The sequence below is a fragment of the Enterococcus hailinensis genome, assembly GCF_045862035.1.
Taxonomy (GTDB): Bacteria; Bacillota; Bacilli; order Lactobacillales; family Enterococcaceae; genus Enterococcus_A; species Enterococcus_A hailinensis.
Map to the genome: position 1 here is coordinate 38,802 of NZ_BAAFRV010000007.1, position 20,243 is coordinate 59,044.

Sequence of the window (20,243 nt, forward strand, 5' to 3'; positions counted from 1 at the left end):
ACTTCACTCCAACTTTACTATAGAATACCAAATTAACTATACGGATAAATCTGGGAAACTGCAACATTTTCTCATTAAAAAAAGTTTTTCCTAAAGATTTCGATTTTACTTTGCAAAAATAGAATGAGAAAAAAATTCAATAAAAAAGCTGGGACAAAATGTCCCAACTTTTAATCCATCGATTCTTCGTAAAAACGCCCCATGATTCGAACATTTTCAGAAATACTCACAAAGGCAGCCGGATCGTTTTCCTTCATGACTGATTCTAATAATGGTAATTCAAAATGCGTAACTACGGTAAACAATACTGTTTGCTTATCATGTTTGTAGGCACCTTCTGCCTCATTGATGATCGTGATCCCACGACGCATATGTTCTTGGATTCCCGTGATGACTTTCTCTGGACATTTAGTTACGATCATCACTTGCATCTTACGCTGTTTCGTAAAGAGCGCATCCGTCAATTTACCACTCATAAAAATAGCGAGTGCTGAATAAAACATATATTGCCAGCTAAACAACACACCGGCCATAAACATGATGATAACATTGAAAATAATAGAGATCGAACCGACTGATTTGCCTGTTCGTTTACGAATCGTGATACTTAAAATATCTAATCCTCCTGAAGAAAGTCCATTCTTCAAAGCAAAACCAATCCCAACACCCATAATCGCTCCACCAAAGATGGCACAAATGATCGGATCATCTGTTAATGTTGTCTCTGGAATTATATGGATAAAAAATGACGTCAAAAATACGGTAATAAAAGTAAAAATCGTAAATTTGTGACCGATCTTAAACCAAGATAATACAAATAGTGGCACGTTGATCAAAAATAATGTGATTGAAACAGGTACCGTATAGCCTAACGCATTTTTAGATAATGTCGTCAAGATTTGAGCAAACCCAGTGGCTCCACTAGAATAAATGTGTCCTGGTTGGTAAAAAAAGTTCACGGCAATCGCCGCTAAAAATGCATATACAACTGCGACAGATAAGCGAGTGGCATAATCGTGGTGTGGCCAATCCTCTATCTTCTTTTTCATCATGTAATTTCCGCCTCATTTCAAAAATTCACTCACATTATACGTATTTTCATGAAAAAAAGAAAGCACCTACCATAAAGGAAGGCGCTTCTCTTAGTATTTTCTTATTCTTCTACGTTCGTCACATCAATACTTAGTTCATAAAGTTGTAATGGTGAAACGGTACTTGGTGCATCTGACATTGGATCTGCTGCTTTACCATTTTTAGGGAAGGCAATGACTTCACGGATATTATCTTCTCCAGCAAGCAACATTGCAAAACGGTCTAATCCAAGAGCGATACCGCCGATTGGAGGGAAACCATAGTCTAAGGCTTCTAATAAGAAACCAAATTGTTCATTCGCACTTTCACGTGTAAAGCCTAGTGTTTCAAATACTTGTTCTTGTAATTCACGTGTATTGATACGTAGTGAACCACCACCAAGTTCATAACCGTTTAAAACAATATCGTAGGCTTGAGCATAAACTTTTTCAGGATGTTCTTTTAAGTTTGGAATATCTTTTTCCATTGGCATCGTAAATGGATGGTGAGCAGAAACATAACGACCTAATTCTTGATCGTATTCGAATTGAGGCCAGTCAACGATCCATAAGTAATCGAAACGATCTTCGTCGATCAAACCAAGTTCTTTTCCGACTTTCGAACGAACGGCACCCAAAGCTGTTACAGCCGTTAAGAATTGATCCGCTGCAAACATCAAGACATCTCCAGCTTCAGCATTCATTGCTTTTTTCAATTCATCACTGACGCCGCCCATAAATTTAGCGATTGGTCCAGTTAATTCCCCATTTTCATCCACTTTGATCCAAGCTAATCCTTTGGCACCAAATTGACCAACAAATTGACCTAAGCGATCCAATTCTTTACGAGAATATTTATCCGCTGCACCTTTTGCATTCAACGCTTTGACCACGCCGCCGTTATCCGATGCCATACGGAAAACTTTGAAATCTGTTGCTGCTGCAATCTCAGTTACATCGATCAATTCCATTTCAAAACGTGTATCTGGTTTGTCTGAACCATAACGTTCCATTGCATCGTCCCATGTCATTCGAGGAAATGGTAATGTCACTTCAACACCGCGAACATCTTTCATTACTTGTGCGATCATTTGTTCAGTGTAATCTTGGATTTCTTCCGCTGTTAAGAAACTTGTTTCGATATCGATTTGTGTGAATTCTGGTTGACGGTCGCCACGTAAATCTTCGTCACGGAAACAACGAACGATTTGATAGTAACGGTCAAACCCAGCAGTCATCAATAATTGTTTTAAAATTTGTGGTGATTGTGGCAATGCATAAAAATGCCCTGCATGGACACGTGAAGGAACTAGATAGTCACGCGCACCTTCTGGCGTTGATTTTGCTAAGTAAGGTGTTTCGATATCCAAGAAGTCATTATCGTCTAAGAAACGACGAACAGATTGAGTCAAACGGTGACGCATGATCAAATTTTTCGCCATTTTAGGACGACGTAAATCCATGTAACGATATTTCAGACGTACTTCATCACTGATGTTTTGTTCATCTTCGATTGAGAATGGTGGTGTTTTAGCACTATTCAAAATAGTGATATCTTCGCCTTTAATTTCAAATTCACCAGTTGACATTTTTTTATTGACAGAACCAGCATCTCGACGAATCACTGTTCCGGTAATTTCGACAACATATTCACTACGGCATTGGTCTGCTACTTCCCAAGCTGTTTTTGATTCTTCGGGATTGAAGACCACTTGTACGATTCCTTCACGGTCACGTAAATCAATAAAAATTAATCCGCCTAGGTCACGACGTTTTTGCACCCATCCTTTTAATGTTACTTTTTGATCTAAATATTCTTCGGACACACGTCCACAGTAAATCGTACGTTTTGCCATTACTTCTATTCCTCCATTTTTATCTATCTAACAAATTCTTTAAAAGAAATTGATTTGTTTCATTATAAGCGCAATTTGATTAATCAATAACAGGCATTGTCATTTCATCATAAATGCTTGCAAAATCATTATAAATATCGGTCAAGGCAAATGTTTTTTCATTCCGTGTAGCAGAATCTTTCACATTGATCTGACCATTTGCCAATTCGTCCTCGCCTAAAGTCAAGACTAATTTAGCCCCTTCTTTATCAGCTGTTTTGAATTGTGCTTTTGCTTTGCGGTTCATAAAGTCACGATCGGCAGAAAAACCAAAACCGCGAATAGCTTGAACAACTTTTAATACTTCCATATTTGTTGCATCACCTAAACCAACAACATAAGCATCAAGATTAGCAGCATCTGGAATCATCACTTCTTCTTGATCTAACGTTAATAAAATACGTTCGATTCCCATCGCAAAACCAATCCCCGGCGTTTCTGGCCCGCCAAGTTCTTCAACTAATCCATTATAACGACCGCCGCCGCAGATCGTTGATTGCGCGCCCATGCCAGCAGCATCACTCATGATTTCAAAAATCGTATGATTATAATAATCCAATCCACGAACCATTCGATGATCAACTTCGTAAGCAATTCCTAAATAATCCAATGTTTTAGTCACATTTTCGAAATACTCTTTCGCGTAATCACTCAAGTAATCTAAGATGCTTGGTGCTTTAGCTACGATTGGTTGGTCTTTACGATCTTTGCTGTCTAAAACACGCAAAGGATTTTCGTGCAATCGACGACGTGAATCTTCACTCAATTCTTCTTCATGCGCTTCAAGATAACTGATCAGTGCTTCACGATAATTATCCCGTGTTTCTTTATCGCCTAATGAATTAATAACTAATCGAATTTGATTGATTCCCAATTGTTTGAAGAAATCCATCGCCATTGTCATTACTTCGACATCTAACGTTGGATTTTCACTACCAAAAGCTTCGACCCCAATTTGATGGAATTGACGTAAACGGCCTTTTTGAGGACGTTCATAACGAAACATCGGTCCTGTATAATACACTTTATATGGTTTTTTAAATTCCGGTCCAAACAATTTGTTCTCTACAAATGCACGAGCAATCGGCGCAGTGCCTTCTGGACGAAGCGTCACATGACGTTCTCCTTTATCATGAAAATCATACATTTCTTTTGAAACGATATCCGTTGTGTCTCCAACACTTCGAGCGATTACTTCATAATGCTCAAAAATCGGTGTCCGAATTTCTTGGTATTGATAGTCACTAAACACTAAACGGGCAGTTTCTTCGACAAATTGCCATTTGCTGCTTTCTCCTGGTAAAATATCATTAGTCCCTTTTGGTCTCTGATAATTCATGTTAGATCTCCTTTTCTTTGTTGGTGCGGATAAAATAAAAAGCCCTCGTTCAAATGAACAAGGACGAAAATTTCGTGGTACCACCTATTTTTAAAAAAGAGCATACTCTTTTTTCTCTAGCAATTAACGCTTGCGTAACGGAGCGGCTTTTCACGCGCTCATCTCCAGACTGTCTTTCGGTTACTTCCAACGAAATTGCTTTCAGCCAAGGCAATTTTTTCTGTACACTTCTTCGTAACTTACTCGTTCCTTCTCAGATGTTTTTTATCTTCTACTACGCTACTAAAATTTATCATGAAAGTCAAGCAAAATTGAATTATTCCACTAGGTTTTAACAAGGTTTTATCGCTTCTTATTTTTGTTTGTTATACACTTAAAATAAGCAAAACGTTTTCAACCAGTAGGACCATAAATTCTAATTCATCTCAGGAATCATAGTTGATCAATTATGAAATAAAAAAAGCTGAACAAAAGCCATTTAACTTTTGTTCAGCTTTTTTTACAAATAAATAGTCCATAAACATTTTTTAATTAACCACGTTTTTCGGTTTCCCATTCAAAAATTGGACTAAATTATCTGCCGCTATGGCCATTAAGCGTGCTCGTGTTTCTTTTGCCCCCCAAGCGATATGCGGCGTAATAAAACAGTTTTTGGCAGTGAGCAAAGGATTTTCTGAATTCATCGGTTCCTCAGCAACGACATCTACCCCGGCCGCATAGATTTTTCCTGTATTTAGAGCAGCTGCAACTGCTGACTCTTCCAACAATCCACCTCTCGCTGTATTGATCAAAATCACTCCGTCTTTCATTTTAGTGATTGCTGATTGATCGATCATATGTTGTGTTTCATTAGTTTGCGGAACATGCAAACTAATGATATCCGCTTGTTGATAAAGTTCATCTAGCAAAACTTGCTCAGCCCAATCCGGAGACTCTTTCGGACGATGATTCCAAAAAATGATTTGCATCTCAAATGCATGTGCGATTTTAGCGACCGTTTGTGCAATAGCCCCGTAACCGATCAAGCCAATCGTTTTTGCTTTTAATTCGATCAACGGTGCTTTTTGATACGTGAAATCAACACTCTTTTGCCAATCGCCTTGATGGACGGATTCATTGTGCAAACCGACTTGATTGACGATTTCTAATAATAAGGCAAACGTAAATTGTGCAACGGCCTCTGTGCCGTATGCAGGAATATTTGTCACTAGAATCCCTCTTTTTTTAGCAGCCTCGATATCAACCACATTATAGCCTGTCGCGATTACTCCAATATATTTTAGTTGTGGTACTTGAGCTAATATCGATTCATCAATAGGTGTTTTATTCGTCAATACAACTTCAGCATCACCGATCCGCTGAACGATTTCTTGCTGATCAGTAACGGATGTACGAGCATAAACAGTGATATCTCCTAATGATTCAAAAGCTGCCCAACTTAAATCTCCAGGATTTAATGCATACCCATCCAATACAACGATTTTCATCTATTTTCCTCCTAACATTTGTTTTCAGCTTATTTTACTACAGTCCCAAAGATTCAAAAATTAAATTAAAAAAACAAGCCTGAAAGAATCACCATTGATTCTCTCAGGCTCTAAGAAATTATCCGTTCAAACTCACTTTTGGGAAAGTTAATTCCCGATCGTCCTGCATACTGGTGGCTGATTGATGAAACAGTAATAGCATAACTTTATCTACTAAGTGAGTTGATTCGGTTTTCTTCAATTAATAAGCGCGAGCGATCCAAACGGTATGCTTCGCAGGTTTTCCACTAACGATATCGACTGTTTTTTCAATCGGTGGATTAAATGGAATATTTCGAGTTGTGAAACCTGTTTCTTCTTTGATTTTGGCTTCTGTTTCTTCAGTACCATCCCATCCAATCAAAACAAATCCGGGTACTTCGCCGGCCGTTTTTGATTTTTCAATATGGGCTTTCAATTCATCTAATGTATCGATATCTGTATGTTCATTAGCTTGGTAACGTTCCTTCGCACTTTCAAGCAAGCGTGTTTGCATCGTATCTAATTGATCGATGATGTATTCTTCGATCCCATCTAATGAAACAGATTCTTTATCTGCTAAATCACGCATTTTAATCACGGCTTGATTATTTTGTAAATCACGCGGACCAAATTCTACACGTAATGGAGCACCTTTAAGTTCCCATTCATTGAATTTATAGCCTGGTGTATTATCTGTTGTATCGATACGAACACGTAAACCTTTTTCTGCTAGTGATGCTTTTAATTCTTTCAAGCGATCTAAGATTTCAGGTTTCTTTTGCCAAGGACCCACTGGGACTAAAATAACTTGAGTCGGAGCAACTTTTGGTGGTAATACTAATCCTTGTTCATCTCCATGAACCATGATCAACGCACCGATCAAACGAGTTGAGATCCCCCATGAAGTTGTATAAGCAAATTCATGCTCGTTATTGCGGTTCAAGAATTTAATGTCAAATGCTTCTGCAAAGTTTTGACCCATATAATGAGACGTTCCTGCTTGGACTGCTTTACCGTCACGCATCATTGCTTCAACTGAATAAGTATCGACTGCTCCAGCAAAACGCTCAGACGGTGTTTTTTGACCACGGTATACAGGGATTGCTAAAGTATCTTCGATCAATTTTCCATAGGCTTCTAAAATAGACATTGTTCGTTCGCGCGCACTTTCTTCTGATTCATGTGCTGTATGACCTTCTTGCCATAAAAATTCAGATGTACGTAAGAAAGGCATTGTTTTTTTCTCCCAACGGAAAACGTTCGCCCATTGATTGATTTCATATGGAAGATCACGATAAGAATTGATCCAATTAGAAAAGGCATCACCGATCAATGTTTCTGATGTTGGACGTAATGCATAAGGTTCTTCTAATTTTTCAGTACCAACTTCAGTTAACCAAGGTAATTCTGGTGCAAATCCTTCAACGTGTTCTTTTTCTTTTTCTAAGAAATGTTTAGGGATCAGCATAGGAAAGTAGACATTGCGAATATCTTGAGTCCGTAGGTATTTATTGAAATCTTCTTGAATGTGCTCCCATAATTCCCAGCCATCAGCCTTAAAGATGATACAGCCGCGAACAGGTGAATAGTCCATTAAATCAGCTTTCTGAATTGTTTGTAAATACCATTTTGAAAAATCTTCTTTTTGTAAATTTGTCATACATGCTTCCTCCTAAATTAAAATAAAAAAACCGTTCCATCCCTACAAATGTAAGGACGAAACGGATAATTTCGCGGTACCACCTTGCTTGGCCAAACATTTTTGACCCAACTTTCAGCTCTAATAACGCTAGAGACGCGTGTCATTTTCACAACAATCTTGCTTGGTAGGTTCACAAATCTCAGCGGGCATGTTGATCTTTCAGCCGATGAATCAACTCTCTGAGGCCAATAAAAATTTGTTACTATTCCAAGTGCTTAACATCATCTTATAGACTTCTCATAAAAAAAGCAAGTCTTAAACTATTTATTTTTTTAACTTTCTGGAACATACCGTTCTTCTAGGCGGCTCATCCACCACCCCAAAGCTGCTCCTAATATACACAACACAGCACAACCAAGAAAGCCTAAAAGGCCAAGGCCACTATAATTTGTAGGAATAATCATGATGGTTGATGCAAAAACAATTCCTAAAATAAAATGAAACATTGGTGCATAAAAACGATTGAATACCCAGTCCATGACTTTCGATAAACTCAGTACAGTGATCAACCCACCAATGCCGATCGGAATAATGACGCTTAAATCAATCGTCTTAAATCCATCTGCCATTGCTTTATACATTCCCATATAAACTAAAAAGTTTGAGGGACTAAGTCCTGGTACGATTAAACCTAAACCAATTAATGCCCCTGCGATCATCCAAGTAAAGAAATTTTGCTCAACCGTACCAAATAAACTCGAGCCTTGCCACAAAAACCAAAAGCCCAGTACAAAACTGACTGCTAAGATAATCAGATCTTTTGTTGAACGGCCTTTTTTCCCGGCTTCTTTCCATAGCGCTGGAACTGTCCCAATAATACAGCCAACAAAAAACCATAACATGATTGTTTCAAATTGGCCGAGTAAAAAACTAACTGCAAAAGAAAGGACAAATACTCCCGCAATTCCGCCCAGACCCACAGGGATAAAAAAGCGGACATTTTCTTTAAAATTTTTGCTGATGTGGGCTAAAAATGAAATAATTCGTTCATAGATGCCAAATACGGCAGCTAAAGCGCCTCCACTAACACCCGGTAAAATAAATCCTGATCCGATGAACATGCCTTTGATGAAGCGTAAAAACCAATCGCTCTTGTTGGGCAGTGTAACTTTTTCGTTTTCCATAAAAAATAAGTTCCTCTTCTTTCTTTTATTCCTTTATTAGTGTAACCATAAAAAGACCGCGGTGCAATAGTCATCCTGATACTATTATCAAATAATCACATTTCTTTTAGCCAATCTAATAATATCTGCTTAATGTTATTTATTTTACACATCTAACTAGTTAAAGTTTGCTATAAACAGTTTCTAAATAAGAGCTTCTCTCTTCATCATTCAGTCGTTTCACATTGCCTAAATGATGCCAAGAAATATTTTTCAATCCGATATCCTCTAGCGTCGTGGTCAGTTGATGTTTGTAACTGCGCGTACAATGCTGATCCAGACTTTCTGTTGTTTGATCTGATGTTGTAAAAACAACAACTGAATCAATCGACAACAATGGTTGAATCCCGTTTCCACCATCAAAAAAAGCAAATTCATTCAACAGAACTTTATCAAGAAAGCCTTTTAAACTTGCTGGCGAACTATACCACCAAATCGGAAAAATCAATACAAGCTGTGTCGTATCACGTAACAAATTCATATAATGTAAAACCAACGAATCTAAAACTAACCCATTTTGATACCCTGCCAGCTCAGCTTCGCACATCACTGGATTGAATCCATCTTTATTTAAATCGATCACTTGGTAGATTTTTTGATCAGCCTCTAATCCTTCAATCAAACGGCCCAACACACTATGATTGAAACTTTCTTTCCAAGGATGATCGATAATCATTGTTGTAGTCATAATTAACTCCTTTTACCCTTTTCTTAAAAATAACATAGAAACATTTCATTTAGGTATCATTTTCATTTCAAACTAACGAATAAAAGAAAAGAACTATTCATTTTTTCACTAAAAAAGGACTGGATCATTATTAGATCCAGTCCATAATTCTTATTATTTACTTAAACGCTCTACATCACGAGCAATCATAACTTCTTCGTCTGTTGGAATCACATAAATTTTCACACGCGAATTTTCAGTTGATAATTCTACTTCACTTCCATGTGTTGCTTCATTGATTGTTTCATCGATTTCGATACCAAACCAAGTCATTTTTTCTAATACTAAATGACGAACTGGATCTGCATTTTCACCCACACCAGCTGTAAAGACGATCGCATCGACGCCGTTCATAACAGAAATATATTGAGCAATGTATTTACGGATACGATCGCAATAGATATTCAATGCTAAAATCGCATCTTCATTTCCATCGTCTGCTCCTTGCTCGATATCGCGTAGATCACTAGAGATACCGGTTAAACCATAAACCCCAGATTTTTTATTTAAGATATCGATCATTTCATGGATATCTTCAATTCCATCTTTTTCCATCAAATAAGGTAATAGAGACGGATCGATATCGCCAGAACGAGTGCCCATTGTCACACCAGCTAATGGTGTAAAGCCCATCGATGTGTCAATTGATTTCCCACCTTCAACAGCCGTGATCGAAACACCATTACCGATATGAGCAGTAATGATTTTTGTTTCTTCAATTGGTTTGCCTAACAAGATAGCCGCACGTTCTGAAACGTAACGATGACTTGTTCCATGAGCGCCATATTTACGCGCAGAATAATTATCATAATATTCTTTAGGGATACTGTACATATAACTTGTTGCTGGCATTGTTGTGTGGAAGGATGTATCAAACACAGCAACACTCTTGATATTTGGTAAGATATGACGGAAAGCTTTGATTCCCATCGCATTGGCTGGGTTATGAAGCGGCGCAAATTCACTCAATTCTTCAATTTTTGCTAAAACATCATCATCGATCACAATTGAATCTTTAAAGTATTCACCACCGGCAACAACACGGTGGCCAACGCCTGTAATCTCATCAAATGAAGCAATGATTTTTAAATCGATCAATTGATCTAATAACATTTGAACAGCAACTTCATGATCTTCAATATCAAGAACTTGTTCAAATTTTTGTCCTTCTCCGTACTTAATGGTAAAGATAGAATCTTTAAGACCGATTCGTTCAACGATTCCTTTTGCTATAACTGATTCTTTAGGCATTTGGTAAAGCTGCCATTTCAGACTTGAACTACCTGCATTGATTGCGATTGTTTTTGACATTTTAACTCTCCTTTATAATTGAATTACTTTGCTCTCCAGAGCCGTTTACAAATTAGAAGACTTCCAGTCCTCAAATTTTTTGAAAAATTCTGTTACATTGGTTGGATTCTTAAGCGATGGTAAATGGACAAGCAAGACTTTTTCCGCTTGTTCCGCTGTTTCTCCTTTTTTCTGTAACAATAAAATACTTTTACGTGAATGTTCTGACTTGAATAATTCATCTGGTAATTGAATGATCCCTTGTAAAAAGACTTCATCCTTCAGCCATTTTTGCAATAGTGGCCCTTGTTCCGTTTCTAGGAAATTGCTTGGCACTAAAAATAGGCCAAAGCCATCAGATTTTACATAATTCATTGCTTGTTCAATCAATAAATGATGGGCATAACTATGTTCCTTCTCGGAATGAGTCATAAATTTTTCAGCTTGTTGATCATTCGGGTAATAGCCGACAGGCAGGTCACTAACTACATAATCTACAGGATCAACTAACAAATCTTGCAAACTATCTTGGTGGAACAATTTCACTTCTTCTCCCACTAACAAACTATCCGCAGCTGCAATTGCTAAAAGGGTCTCGTCGTTATCAACACCGATACCTTTTACAGAATAGTTGGCTGCTTGCAGATTGATAATCGTTGTCAATAAAAGATTACCCATTCCGACAGTCACGTCTAAAATGCTTATCGGTTGTTCTTTTTTCAAGGTCAATTGTTCAATCAAAAAGAAAAATAAAAAGCCAATACTATCTGGCGTCAATTGATGATTTGGCTGTAAATTTTCTGACATTGATCCTTTTAATAAAATCAATTGTGTTAATTTACGCCATTCTTCCTTTTCTAACCCTAGGGCTAAAATCTCTTGATATAACGCTTCTACTTTTTCGACAGCAGCTGCATTGGGTTGTTGATCAATCACACGTACTTTCGCATTATCAACTAAGTTCTCCGTATTTTCGATGTAAGCGTCAAAAAATGAAGTTCCTAGTGATTGTTGCAATGTGATGATCGCTTCTTCCATCAAAGAAAAAGCTGTTTCTATTTTTTCCGGATTCATCTTGCACCTCACATACTATATAACACTCACGATACCTGTTCTATTTTAGCGAACATATCCAAATTAATCAATCGCTTTCTTTTTTTATTTTTGATTTCCTAATTTAGAATAATCGTCTCTTTCCCAGCCATTTAAGCTAGGACTTATTATTTTCGAGCTATATTACTCTGAAGAAATAGATGTGCTAATTTTTTCATAAAAATGATATTTTTTCTTTTTAATTTTCACTGTTACTTTCACTTCATTTGCTTCTGTTTGATACGTGATTTCGCCTTTATTAAAAGACCAATTACCCTCTTTTTCTTTTAGATTTGGGTAATCAGCTAAGAAAAGTTCTTTAGCTATCCTAGCTTCATACAAATTTTTAGTGCGAACAACTAAATCAGTCGTTTGATGATACGCCGTAAGGACATTCAGTAATAATAGACTACATAAAAAAACAGCCAATAAAACGGAAATTAGAATTCCGCCTTGGCTATTCATAGATCCAAGTACCTGCTTTTTGTTTTTCATCGGTAAAGGTAACAATGAATTCCACTCCTTGATTTTTTTCCTGACAATCAAACCGTTTTACGTTCGTTAGTAAGGGTTGATAGCCATTTGATTGACGTTTGATTATCTTTTGCTTAGAACGCTGAATCGATAGCGGAGCCGTTTCACCTTCTATTAATTTTTTTCCGATAATCTCATGTTGTGTTGTGGCTTCATAATCAAAGTCCATCAACTCATTATCTAATTGTAGTAGAAATACTTCCCATTCCAATTGATGGTAACCACTTAATGCCTGCTCAACTTTATCAACATGTCGGATCACTCCAGATAGTAATAGCAGAATACCACTTAACATTAATAACGCGACTAAACTTTCTAATAAAGTGAAACCCTTAGTCTTTGACAATCAAAATTCCTCCTTCATCATTAGTGGCGCTGCCTTTTTCAAAAGAAATCGTAATTTGATCGTTCAGTGGTTTGACTGAATGTATCCGGCATCGACGGGTTTCATTGTATAGTTCACGATAGGCACTCAAGCTTGCTAGTCGTTCCTGACTTCTATGTACGAGCTTGCTTGTTGTATTGACATAAGTTATGACTACAAGCATAAGAATGACTAAACTAATCAGACTTTCTAATAAAATATATCCTCTATTTTCTTTCAAATCGACCACTTCCTAACTGAAACTGATAAATGACTTGGTTAGGCTGTTGCTCTTGTTCATTAAAAATAATCTTTGGGATACTTCCATTGCCGGGTTGGGTGGTTGAAATGTTTCCTTTTCCGGCACTAAAAGAAATGGAATACCCACTCATTAATTTGATTGATTCAGGAACGTTTAATATCTTCCAAGGGAATTCTGTCTGCGTAGTAAAGAACACCAGCATTTGTTGATCATCTTGAAATAGACGGATCTGAGTAGTTTGATGATCTGTGATCGCTACTTGTTGCAAGTGCAAGATCGATTTTTCCAGCTGATAATAAAAATAGCGTTTCTCTAACTGTTGTTGCCACCTTTGCAAAGCTAAGGTTGGCAACAAAACAAAACTACAAACCAAAAATAAAACAATCAACGTTTCGATTAAAGTAAAACCAGGATTATTTTTGTGTCCTATTTTCATAGATGTCATACTGCTTTTCATCAACATATCCTCCAGAAAGTAAATCTTCCTTACTCGGTGTTTCCCCTGGATGTTCCAATTGATACACTTCGATTTGAGTTTCAACGACTTTTACGATTGCCTTGTCACTTTTTTTAGTCGCACTATCTTTTTGCTTAGCCAGCTGCGGAACAAATAGTAAAAGTAGTAAACTAATGATAAAAAGGACAACTAACATCTCAAGTAAAGTAAAACCGGACGCTTTCTTTTTCATAATATTCCCTCCATATTGGTCAAAGGCAACAACATCGTGACATATAAGCTCATGATCAATAGGGCGACAATCAAAAAAACAAAAGGTTGTAACCAAGAACAAAGGAATTCCAATTGATTAAAGAAGCGGCGCCACACTAATTGGCTGTATGTCAATAATTCTTTCGCTAGATTCCCTCGCGCTTCGCCTTGGAAAATAATCCGACTGAACTCTCGCGTCAAAAAGGGGTATCGCTTTAATTCTTCCGCTAATGTTCCGCCTTTAGACAAACGATTCTTCAGATCATTCGCCATTTCTTGCATCAGGGATTTTCCTTCGATCACTAATAGGCATTCAATAATTTGATGCAGTTCCAATCCCTGAGCAAATAATTTTCCCCACTCCAAAGCAAAATAGGCAGAATAGTAATTGCTAAATAGATTTCCAACTATCGGAATTTTTGCTAAATAAAAAAAGCGGATCAAATAGCTGTGACGCTTTCCTAGAAAATGCCATATAAAGACGATAAATAATAAAAAGAAAATCAAGCCTAAACCGACTATTGGAATTTTCGTGATCAATTGAACAGAAAAATCATCTGCTTGGATCATGCCGCTGGCTAATAATTGGGGCAATAAAAAGAACCGCATCCCTAATAGAATCACAATCAAGAAAAGTAATAATAGCAATGGGTATGAGATTGCTTTAATAAAATTTTCTCGCTGCTTCTGTACTAGCCGCATTTGTTGTGCGATCCCTAATAATGTTTGGGCAAGTTCACCATGAGAATCTGCTAGTTTTATTTGGAGGATCTGATCATTTGAATAAGATAAGTAAGCAAAGCTATCCGCCAATGGATGACCTTGATAGCATTCTTGTTGGATAGTAGTAACCAATGGTTTAGAAAACAGATTAGCACTAAGAAAAAAATCAAATGCTTGCTGCAAACTAAATCCATTCTCTAGAAGATCCCCTAATAAATGTGCAAAATCAATCCGTTGTTTTCGGTTTAATTTATTTTTTTGCCACACGATCCATTCCTTCCTCCCAAGTAAATAGCAGTTTTTCCTGATAAAATCGGTAACTCATTAACAAGCCCAACACGTCATCGACGGAAAATAATTCTTGATAAATAACGCCGCGCAAACATTCGTTCAACAACGATGCCTCGCCGCCTAGTTCAAAAATTCGAGCATGGGCTGATTCTAAACTAGCCGCGTGTAATGTAGCGTAAACACAATGGCCTGTTAAAGCCGCACGAATCGCTCCCTGAATTGTTTTCGAATCACGGATTTCCCCGATAATCAAAACATCTGGATGGTGGCGCAAAGATAATTTGATCAATTCTTCATAAGTTTGCTGTATTTTTTCATTGACTTGAAGTTGAAGAAAATGAGGTTCTTCAATTTCAACAGGATCTTCGATCGTAATTACTTGCCCATTATTTTTTCGAGCTAATTTGTACATTAACGTTGTTTTTCCAGAACCGACTGGTCCACAAAATAAATACAATCCTCGTTGTTTACAGTTTTGCTCAATTACAGCCAGTTGCTCCGGCAAATGATAAACTTCTGAACTCTGACCAAATTGATGCAAAAAACGAACGACTAAGCTTTCCTTATGCTGATAGTCTCCCACTGTCGAAAGACGTAAACGTTGGGTTTTCTTAGGCAATGAATAGGTAATTGCGCCTAATTGGACTTTCCTGCGTTCACTAACATCCATTTGGCCTAAATATTTAAAACGATTGATCAATTGCAGACCATCATCCGCAGCTAGTTGACCTTGGTTATCATCATCCGATTGACCATCGAACTGTTTATAGGTGTTCCCTCGCCGAAAAAAATAGTGATAGTTCTCATTTTTAGGAAGTAAATACATATCTTGCATCTGATGATCACAACCAAATTGGATCAATTGATTGGAAAATTCTTCAATCTCCATCTTTTCACCTCGAAAACAATATACGTAAATTTAAAATAATTCATTAAAAAAAGAGATTGAAACAAAAGTAATGATACTTTTGTTTCAATCTCTTTAAGTAGAAAGTTCTATTTTTTAGTTTTATCTTGGAAGCGTGCTTCGACTCGATAGATACGTTGACCTTTGTTTGAAAATTTTTCTTCATACTCTGTCATGATATTTCCTTCGAATGTGCTTTCATGCAAGTCTAACCATACTTGTTCTAATATCATCCCGTATTTTGAAAAACTACTTAATGAATATTCAAACAACCCTTGATTATCGGTCTTAAAATGAATCTCTCCTGCTGGACGTAAAATCGTTTCATCAACTGCCAAGAAACTCGGAGAAGTTAAGCGACGTTTTTCATGTTTTGTCTTAGGCCATGGATCTGAAAAGTTCAAATAGATTTGATCAACTTCACTATCTGCAAAATAATTCGTTAAATCAGAACCATCGACATGCAATAATTGTAAATTCGGCAACTCTAATTCAACTAATTTATCTAATGCTAATGAAAGCACACTGACTTGCATCTCGATTCCGATATAATTGATTTCAGGATGAGCTGCTGCCATTCCTGTAATGAATTGACCTTTCCCCATTCCGATTTCAATGTGAATTGGATGTTCATTACCAAAACGTTCTGACCAACGTCCTTTAAAGGCTTCCGGATCTTGTACTACATATTCAGGACGCGCAGCTAACATTTCAGCTGCACCTGGACGATTTCTTACGCGCATATTTTTCCTCCAAAAATTTTTATTATTATTTTTATGTATTTGTTTTCAACTTATAAAGGTAAGAAAAAAACTAACAAAAAGCTGAACAGAACGTTCAGCTTCCAGCGAAGATTCTTTTCAATTGTACAATTGATTGATTCATATGATGGAACTCTTTACGTTTATATTGACGAGAGATCTCTAACAATAAGCTCATCAATCCATACCAGTAAATCCGTTCCATATTTTCATCGGTAGGCCGAATACCATAACGCACCAACCATTTGCTCCAACTTGATAAAGGAACATAATTTCCTAAAATCGTTCCGATATCTAGCGCAGGATCAGCAAACATGACCGAATCCCAATCGACTAAATAAAGATAGTTGGAACAAACCAACCAATTGCGATGATTCACATCGCCATGAACCACAGTATAATTTTTCTTAGCATACGTGGGAATATTTTTTTTCAAATAATTATAGACTAATTCAATAAAACCATTTTGTTCGATCATCGTAGGCAAATTGGCTTCATAATTGGCTAAAAGTTGTTGCGGCGTTACTTGGCGACCGCCCATTCTTTTCAACATCGTCTGCAAAGAAGGTGAATGATGCAAATGGTACAAAACATCCACGACATCATTTCGTCGAGCGATTTCTTCTGGCTCTAAGATTCGGCCATCGAGCCACTCTTGTGCAGTTAACGTATCACCATTTCCAGTCCGCTTGATCCACACAAGTTTTGGTGCGATCCCTTCACGAGACAAAGCAGCCAACATCGGGGTGGTATTTCGTTTGATGAAAACGCGATCTTCATCACGATAACCGATATAGGTTTTTCCCGTATCACCCTTGATCGGTTGCACGCGCCAGTCACTATCCAACTGAAATTCCATTCCCAAGGCCCTCCCCTAGCATTTTAAACGTATTTCCTATTTTAGTCGGGGAAGGTCGCTTCGTCAAGAGCATGTATGTTCTTATTAGATTATTTTTCATTAAGATGCGACTGGACAGTTAATTGAATCGCTTCAATATAGGCGTCCAATAATTTTTTTGTCAACTTTCCAGGCATTCCGTCACCAATTTTTTGACTATCGATTTCTACGATCGGCATGATCTCTGCCACAGAACTGGTCTTAAAACATTCATCTGCAGCTAATAATACATCTTTTGTAAATGGTTCTTCGCATACTTCGATCCCGAATGTTTTAGCGATCTCGCGGATTTTTATTTTGGCTATGCCTGGTAATACAAGATTTCCATCAGGATGAGTGTACAATGTGTCATTTTTAACCATCCATAAATTAGAAGCTGAAGCTTCTGTCACGATACCATCACGGACTAAAACAGCTTCCTCATACCCATTTTGTTTCGCCTCATCTAAGGCGAGCAAATTACCTAATAAACTGATCGATTTGATATCACAATGCAGCCAGCGTTTATCTTCAACGAAACCCGCACGAATACCAATATTTTGTTTGGCCGCTGGGCGAGCAACTGCTTGGACATCTGCTATCAGTACTGGTGTGACTGCTTTTGAATCAGGAAAATCATGCAAACGCGGTTTGGCAACTCCTCGTGTCACTTGAAAATAGATTCGCGCATTATCTAAGCCGACTTCTCTAACTAATCGATGCAAACGTTGACTTAATTCAACACGTGTAAAAGGCAGTGTCATCCGAATTTTTTCCGCGCTGACCCATAAACGATCCAAATGCTCGTTTTCCATATACAAACAGCCATCATAGATGCGAATCACTTCATAAATCCCATCACCAAATTGATATCCGCGGTCTTCAAAATCAATCGCAACTTCTGAATCTTCGATTATTTGATCATTCCATAATACTTTCATCTATTAATCCTCCATTTTTTTTATACGTTTTGGGAGATATAGCCAGCTGAATAAACCAATCTCAACCAAGAGTACCACGAATAGAAGCAAACTTTGTTCAATCGATACTTGAACGAAACTGCACAATGCAAAAATAAATGCAGCTGCGAGTAATAAAATCCCCATTAATTTTTGTAAAGCTGCGCGTTTATATTTTGCTGCTACCGGATAAAGTTGTGTCGCGCCGATATAATCAAATTGACCATATAACGGGATCATTTGGAATCCGATCAAGTAAATAAACAACAGGGCGACCCCAACAATAAAACGAAAATCATTCAACGAAACCAATAATACCCCGCCAACAATTAATAAACGGAAAAATAAACTACCAAATTCTGCGCCGCGCAGAGCACCTCTTGCAAACAAATATAGATATGTATTTTCTTGTTTGAATGTGATGCGGGCTAAAAGTCCGTCGAGATATTTACGGCGGCGTACTTTCGCTTCGATTTCTGGCACATCAGTAAACAAATTGATAAATTGATAAATGCGATGCAAACGAGCATTTTCTCGTTCGATCATCTTGCTCCAATCAAGCAAACGCCCCTTTTCTTTGGTCAACACATAGAAAATAACGGCACTTGCCAATCCTAAAATCGTTCCAAAAATTGCTCCTAAATATAGACTGATAAAAATGACCCCGCCGCTGAGTAAAAACCAGCCAAACATTAATTTAAACGTTGAATTTTTTGTATTTTGGTAACATGCCAGACGCTGGATACGTAAATTAGCGAATTTCAAACTCCAAAGCATTGCTAAATAAATAAAAAAAGTTGAAAAGCCCACTTGATTAGTTAAAACGACTAAAGGTAATAAGGCTCCGCAAACTAGAAGTTCAATAAAAAAGGGAATCCCGATCGAATGACGCAATCCCTGAGAGAGATAGCTTCCCATTTCTTTTTCTTTCGGCAATAAGAACGTCATATCTGCTGGTTCGACCAAAGTAGCCAAACGTCCAAATGGTAAGATCGCCCACCAAATGACTCCAACGATTGGGAGTCCCCAGATAAAATCAGTCGGTAATGCTTTCAACAAATTTGAATAATAAAAAGCCAGACCGCCTACTAAAAATAGACATACCAAAACAAAATGATCATTGAAAACATAACGCATATACTTCATCATTTTCTTTTGGTGACGTTGGCGTCGCAAGCGAAAAAAATCAAGCATGTTCTTTCTCCTTTGTTAAAGCAATATAGATTTCATCTAATGACGAGTCTGGCAAATTGAATTCTTGTTGTAATTCTGCTAATGTCCCCTGGGCTCGGACTTCACCTTCGTGCAAAACAACAAAACGATCACAATATTTTTCTGCTGTCGCCAAGATGTGTGTCGACATCAAAATAGCTGCGCCTTGTTCTTTCATCGTTACCATCAATTCTAGTAGCGCATTGATCGCTAATGGATCTAACCCTAAGAAAGGTTCATCAATAATATAAAGACTTGGTTGGATCAAAAAGGCACACAAAACCATAACTTTTTGTTTCATTCCTTTAGAAAAATTGACCGGAAACCATTCCAAACGATTTTCTAAACGAAATGTTTTTAATAATGATTCTGCACGCTTCATCGCTTCATCTTTTGGAATGCCATAAGCCATCGCGGTTACTTCGATATGCTCACGCAATGTCAATTCTTCATATAATGAGGGTGTTTCTGGAATATACCCAATTTTTTTGCGGTAATTTTCTGGATCTTGTTGCAAGGTCACTCCATCGACCGTGATCGTTCCCTTTTGAGGCGTTAATAAGCCAATAATATTTTTTATCGTGGTTGATTTTCCGGCTCCATTCAAACCAATCAAACCGATCATTTCATTATTTTCGACAGTAAAGTTGATATCTTTTAAAACAGGCAAATGGCCATAACCGCCTGTAACATGCTGAATTTGTAAGCTCATCTTTTCCCCTCCGTTTTCTTAGTTAATATTATAGCAGAATCTTCAATTATTTTAATCTTCTACTGACCTTTTCGACGCACAAGTCTTGGAAGTTATGGTAAAGTTAAAGAAGAAATTTTGGTCGCAAAGGACGTTGTATCCTACGG

At 37.4% G+C, this 20,243-nt stretch carries 21 protein-coding genes and 2 other annotated features; all 21 genes read right to left on the reverse strand.

Annotated elements, in window-relative coordinates; genetic code table 11:
* Positions 1 to 170 precede the first annotated feature (170 nt).
* Positions 171 to 1,049, reverse strand: a complete 879-nt coding sequence (locus tag ACKTSC_RS07105) for a YitT family protein (RefSeq protein ID WP_407857259.1) — start codon at positions 1,047 to 1,049, stop codon at positions 171 to 173.
* 104 nt (positions 1,050 to 1,153) lie between these two features.
* The gene (gene aspS, locus ACKTSC_RS07110; RefSeq protein ID WP_332580850.1) at positions 1,154 to 2,926 is read right to left on the reverse strand and encodes an aspartate--tRNA ligase; all 1,773 of its coding nucleotides are present in this window, start codon (positions 2,924 to 2,926) and stop codon (positions 1,154 to 1,156) included.
* 79 nt (positions 2,927 to 3,005) lie between these two features.
* Positions 3,006 to 4,304 carry a histidine--tRNA ligase gene (hisS, locus tag ACKTSC_RS07115; RefSeq protein WP_407857224.1) on the reverse strand — a complete coding sequence of 433 codons (1,299 nt, stop codon included), beginning with the start codon at positions 4,302 to 4,304 and terminating at the stop codon, positions 3,006 to 3,008.
* A 56-nt stretch (positions 4,305 to 4,360) separates the two neighbouring features.
* Positions 4,361 to 4,568, reverse strand: a binding site (T-box leader).
* A 263-nt stretch (positions 4,569 to 4,831) separates the two neighbouring features.
* On the reverse strand, positions 4,832 to 5,791 hold the full coding sequence (locus ACKTSC_RS07120) for a D-2-hydroxyacid dehydrogenase (RefSeq protein ID WP_407857225.1): 960 nt from the start codon (positions 5,789 to 5,791) through the stop codon (positions 4,832 to 4,834).
* Between the two features lie 241 nt (positions 5,792 to 6,032).
* Positions 6,033 to 7,472 (reverse strand): proline--tRNA ligase, encoded by a 1,440-nt coding sequence (proS, locus tag ACKTSC_RS07125; RefSeq protein ID WP_332580853.1) that lies wholly within the window; start codon positions 7,470 to 7,472, stop codon positions 6,033 to 6,035.
* A 49-nt stretch (positions 7,473 to 7,521) separates the two neighbouring features.
* Positions 7,522 to 7,739 (reverse strand) — a binding site (T-box leader).
* A gap of 47 nt (positions 7,740 to 7,786) precedes the next feature.
* Positions 7,787 to 8,638 (reverse strand): DUF368 domain-containing protein, encoded by an 852-nt coding sequence (locus tag ACKTSC_RS07130; protein WP_407857226.1) that lies wholly within the window; start codon positions 8,636 to 8,638, stop codon positions 7,787 to 7,789.
* 160 nt (positions 8,639 to 8,798) lie between these two features.
* Positions 8,799 to 9,365 carry an NAD(P)H-dependent oxidoreductase gene (locus ACKTSC_RS07135; RefSeq protein WP_407857227.1) on the reverse strand — a complete coding sequence of 189 codons (567 nt, stop codon included), beginning with the start codon at positions 9,363 to 9,365 and terminating at the stop codon, positions 8,799 to 8,801.
* Between the two features lie 153 nt (positions 9,366 to 9,518).
* Positions 9,519 to 10,715, reverse strand: a complete 1,197-nt coding sequence (locus tag ACKTSC_RS07140; RefSeq protein ID WP_407857228.1) for an acetate kinase — start codon at positions 10,713 to 10,715, stop codon at positions 9,519 to 9,521.
* A 45-nt stretch (positions 10,716 to 10,760) separates the two neighbouring features.
* Positions 10,761 to 11,768, reverse strand: a complete 1,008-nt coding sequence (locus tag ACKTSC_RS07145) for a class I SAM-dependent methyltransferase (RefSeq protein WP_407857229.1) — start codon at positions 11,766 to 11,768, stop codon at positions 10,761 to 10,763.
* Between the two features lie 162 nt (positions 11,769 to 11,930).
* Positions 11,931 to 12,251 (reverse strand): competence type IV pilus minor pilin ComGG, encoded by a 321-nt coding sequence (comGG, locus tag ACKTSC_RS07150; RefSeq protein WP_332580858.1) that lies wholly within the window; start codon positions 12,249 to 12,251, stop codon positions 11,931 to 11,933.
* Positions 12,244 to 12,666 (reverse strand): competence type IV pilus minor pilin ComGF, encoded by a 423-nt coding sequence (comGF, locus tag ACKTSC_RS07155; protein WP_332580859.1) that lies wholly within the window; start codon positions 12,664 to 12,666, stop codon positions 12,244 to 12,246. The genes comGG and comGF overlap by 8 nt, the downstream gene beginning before the upstream one ends.
* Positions 12,653 to 12,934: a competence type IV pilus minor pilin ComGE gene (gene comGE / locus ACKTSC_RS07160; protein WP_407857230.1), complete on the reverse strand. Its 282-nt coding sequence runs from the start codon at positions 12,932 to 12,934 to the stop codon at positions 12,653 to 12,655. The genes comGF and comGE overlap by 14 nt, the downstream gene beginning before the upstream one ends.
* A complete protein-coding gene (comGD, locus tag ACKTSC_RS07165) occupies positions 12,912 to 13,403 on the reverse strand; it encodes a competence type IV pilus minor pilin ComGD (RefSeq protein WP_332580860.1) in 492 nt (163 codons plus the stop codon). The genes comGE and comGD overlap by 23 nt, the downstream gene beginning before the upstream one ends.
* Complete coding sequence (comGC, locus tag ACKTSC_RS07170) at positions 13,360 to 13,635, reverse strand: competence type IV pilus major pilin ComGC (RefSeq protein WP_332580861.1); 276 nt, start codon at positions 13,633 to 13,635, stop codon at positions 13,360 to 13,362. Before comGC ends, comGD begins: the two co-directional genes overlap by 44 nt.
* Positions 13,632 to 14,645, reverse strand: a complete 1,014-nt coding sequence (gene comGB / locus ACKTSC_RS07175; RefSeq protein WP_332580862.1) for a competence type IV pilus assembly protein ComGB — start codon at positions 14,643 to 14,645, stop codon at positions 13,632 to 13,634. The genes comGC and comGB overlap by 4 nt, the downstream gene beginning before the upstream one ends.
* Positions 14,629 to 15,558, reverse strand: a complete 930-nt coding sequence (comGA, locus tag ACKTSC_RS07180) for a competence type IV pilus ATPase ComGA (RefSeq protein ID WP_332580863.1) — start codon at positions 15,556 to 15,558, stop codon at positions 14,629 to 14,631. The genes comGB and comGA overlap by 17 nt, the downstream gene beginning before the upstream one ends.
* A 107-nt stretch (positions 15,559 to 15,665) precedes the next feature.
* Positions 15,666 to 16,319, reverse strand: coding sequence for a tRNA (guanosine(46)-N7)-methyltransferase TrmB (gene trmB / locus ACKTSC_RS07185; RefSeq protein WP_332580864.1), 654 nt, complete (start codon positions 16,317 to 16,319; stop codon positions 15,666 to 15,668).
* A gap of 94 nt (positions 16,320 to 16,413) precedes the next feature.
* Positions 16,414 to 17,196, reverse strand: a complete 783-nt coding sequence (locus ACKTSC_RS07190) for a phosphotransferase family protein (protein ID WP_332580865.1) — start codon at positions 17,194 to 17,196, stop codon at positions 16,414 to 16,416.
* An 89-nt stretch (positions 17,197 to 17,285) separates the two neighbouring features.
* Positions 17,286 to 18,155, reverse strand: a complete 870-nt coding sequence (gene dat / locus ACKTSC_RS07195) for a D-amino-acid transaminase (RefSeq protein WP_407857231.1) — start codon at positions 18,153 to 18,155, stop codon at positions 17,286 to 17,288.
* 3 nt (positions 18,156 to 18,158) lie between these two features.
* Positions 18,159 to 19,367 carry an ABC transporter permease gene (locus ACKTSC_RS07200; RefSeq protein ID WP_407857232.1) on the reverse strand — a complete coding sequence of 403 codons (1,209 nt, stop codon included), beginning with the start codon at positions 19,365 to 19,367 and terminating at the stop codon, positions 18,159 to 18,161.
* Entirely contained in the window at positions 19,360 to 20,097 is a 738-nt protein-coding gene (locus ACKTSC_RS07205) for an ABC transporter ATP-binding protein (RefSeq protein ID WP_407855433.1), read from the reverse strand. The genes ACKTSC_RS07200 and ACKTSC_RS07205 overlap by 8 nt, the downstream gene beginning before the upstream one ends.
* Between the last annotated feature and the right edge of the window lie 146 nt (positions 20,098 to 20,243).

Coding starts and splice junctions, on each gene's coding strand:
- ACKTSC_RS07205 (WP_407855433.1), bottom strand. CDS start 20,097: ATGAGCTTACAAATTCAGCATGTTACAGGCGGTTATGGCCATTTGCCT.
- proS (WP_332580853.1), bottom strand. CDS start 7,472: ATGACAAATTTACAAAAAGAAGATTTTTCAAAATGGTATTTACAAACA.
- ACKTSC_RS07140 (WP_407857228.1), bottom strand. CDS start 10,715: ATGTCAAAAACAATCGCAATCAATGCAGGTAGTTCAAGTCTGAAATGG.
- hisS (WP_407857224.1), bottom strand. CDS start 4,304: ATGAATTATCAGAGACCAAAAGGGACTAATGATATTTTACCAGGAGAA.
- comGD (WP_332580860.1), bottom strand. CDS start 13,403: ATGAAAAGCAGTATGACATCTATGAAAATAGGACACAAAAATAATCCT.
- ACKTSC_RS07190 (WP_332580865.1), bottom strand. CDS start 17,196: ATGGAATTTCAGTTGGATAGTGACTGGCGCGTGCAACCGATCAAGGGT.
- comGG (WP_332580858.1), bottom strand. CDS start 12,251: ATGAATAGCCAAGGCGGAATTCTAATTTCCGTTTTATTGGCTGTTTTT.
- comGC (WP_332580861.1), bottom strand. CDS start 13,635: ATGAAAAAGAAAGCGTCCGGTTTTACTTTACTTGAGATGTTAGTTGTC.
- dat (WP_407857231.1), bottom strand. CDS start 18,155: ATGAAAGTATTATGGAATGATCAAATAATCGAAGATTCAGAAGTTGCG.
- ACKTSC_RS07105 (WP_407857259.1), bottom strand. CDS start 1,049: ATGAAAAAGAAGATAGAGGATTGGCCACACCACGATTATGCCACTCGC.
- ACKTSC_RS07135 (WP_407857227.1), bottom strand. CDS start 9,365: ATGACTACAACAATGATTATCGATCATCCTTGGAAAGAAAGTTTCAAT.
- comGA (WP_332580863.1), bottom strand. CDS start 15,558: ATGGAGATTGAAGAATTTTCCAATCAATTGATCCAATTTGGTTGTGAT.
- ACKTSC_RS07120 (WP_407857225.1), bottom strand. CDS start 5,791: ATGAAAATCGTTGTATTGGATGGGTATGCATTAAATCCTGGAGATTTA.
- trmB (WP_332580864.1), bottom strand. CDS start 16,319: ATGCGCGTAAGAAATCGTCCAGGTGCAGCTGAAATGTTAGCTGCGCGT.
- ACKTSC_RS07130 (WP_407857226.1), bottom strand. CDS start 8,638: ATGGAAAACGAAAAAGTTACACTGCCCAACAAGAGCGATTGGTTTTTA.
- ACKTSC_RS07145 (WP_407857229.1), bottom strand. CDS start 11,768: ATGAATCCGGAAAAAATAGAAACAGCTTTTTCTTTGATGGAAGAAGCG.
- aspS (WP_332580850.1), bottom strand. CDS start 2,926: ATGGCAAAACGTACGATTTACTGTGGACGTGTGTCCGAAGAATATTTA.
- ACKTSC_RS07200 (WP_407857232.1), bottom strand. CDS start 19,367: ATGCTTGATTTTTTTCGCTTGCGACGCCAACGTCACCAAAAGAAAATG.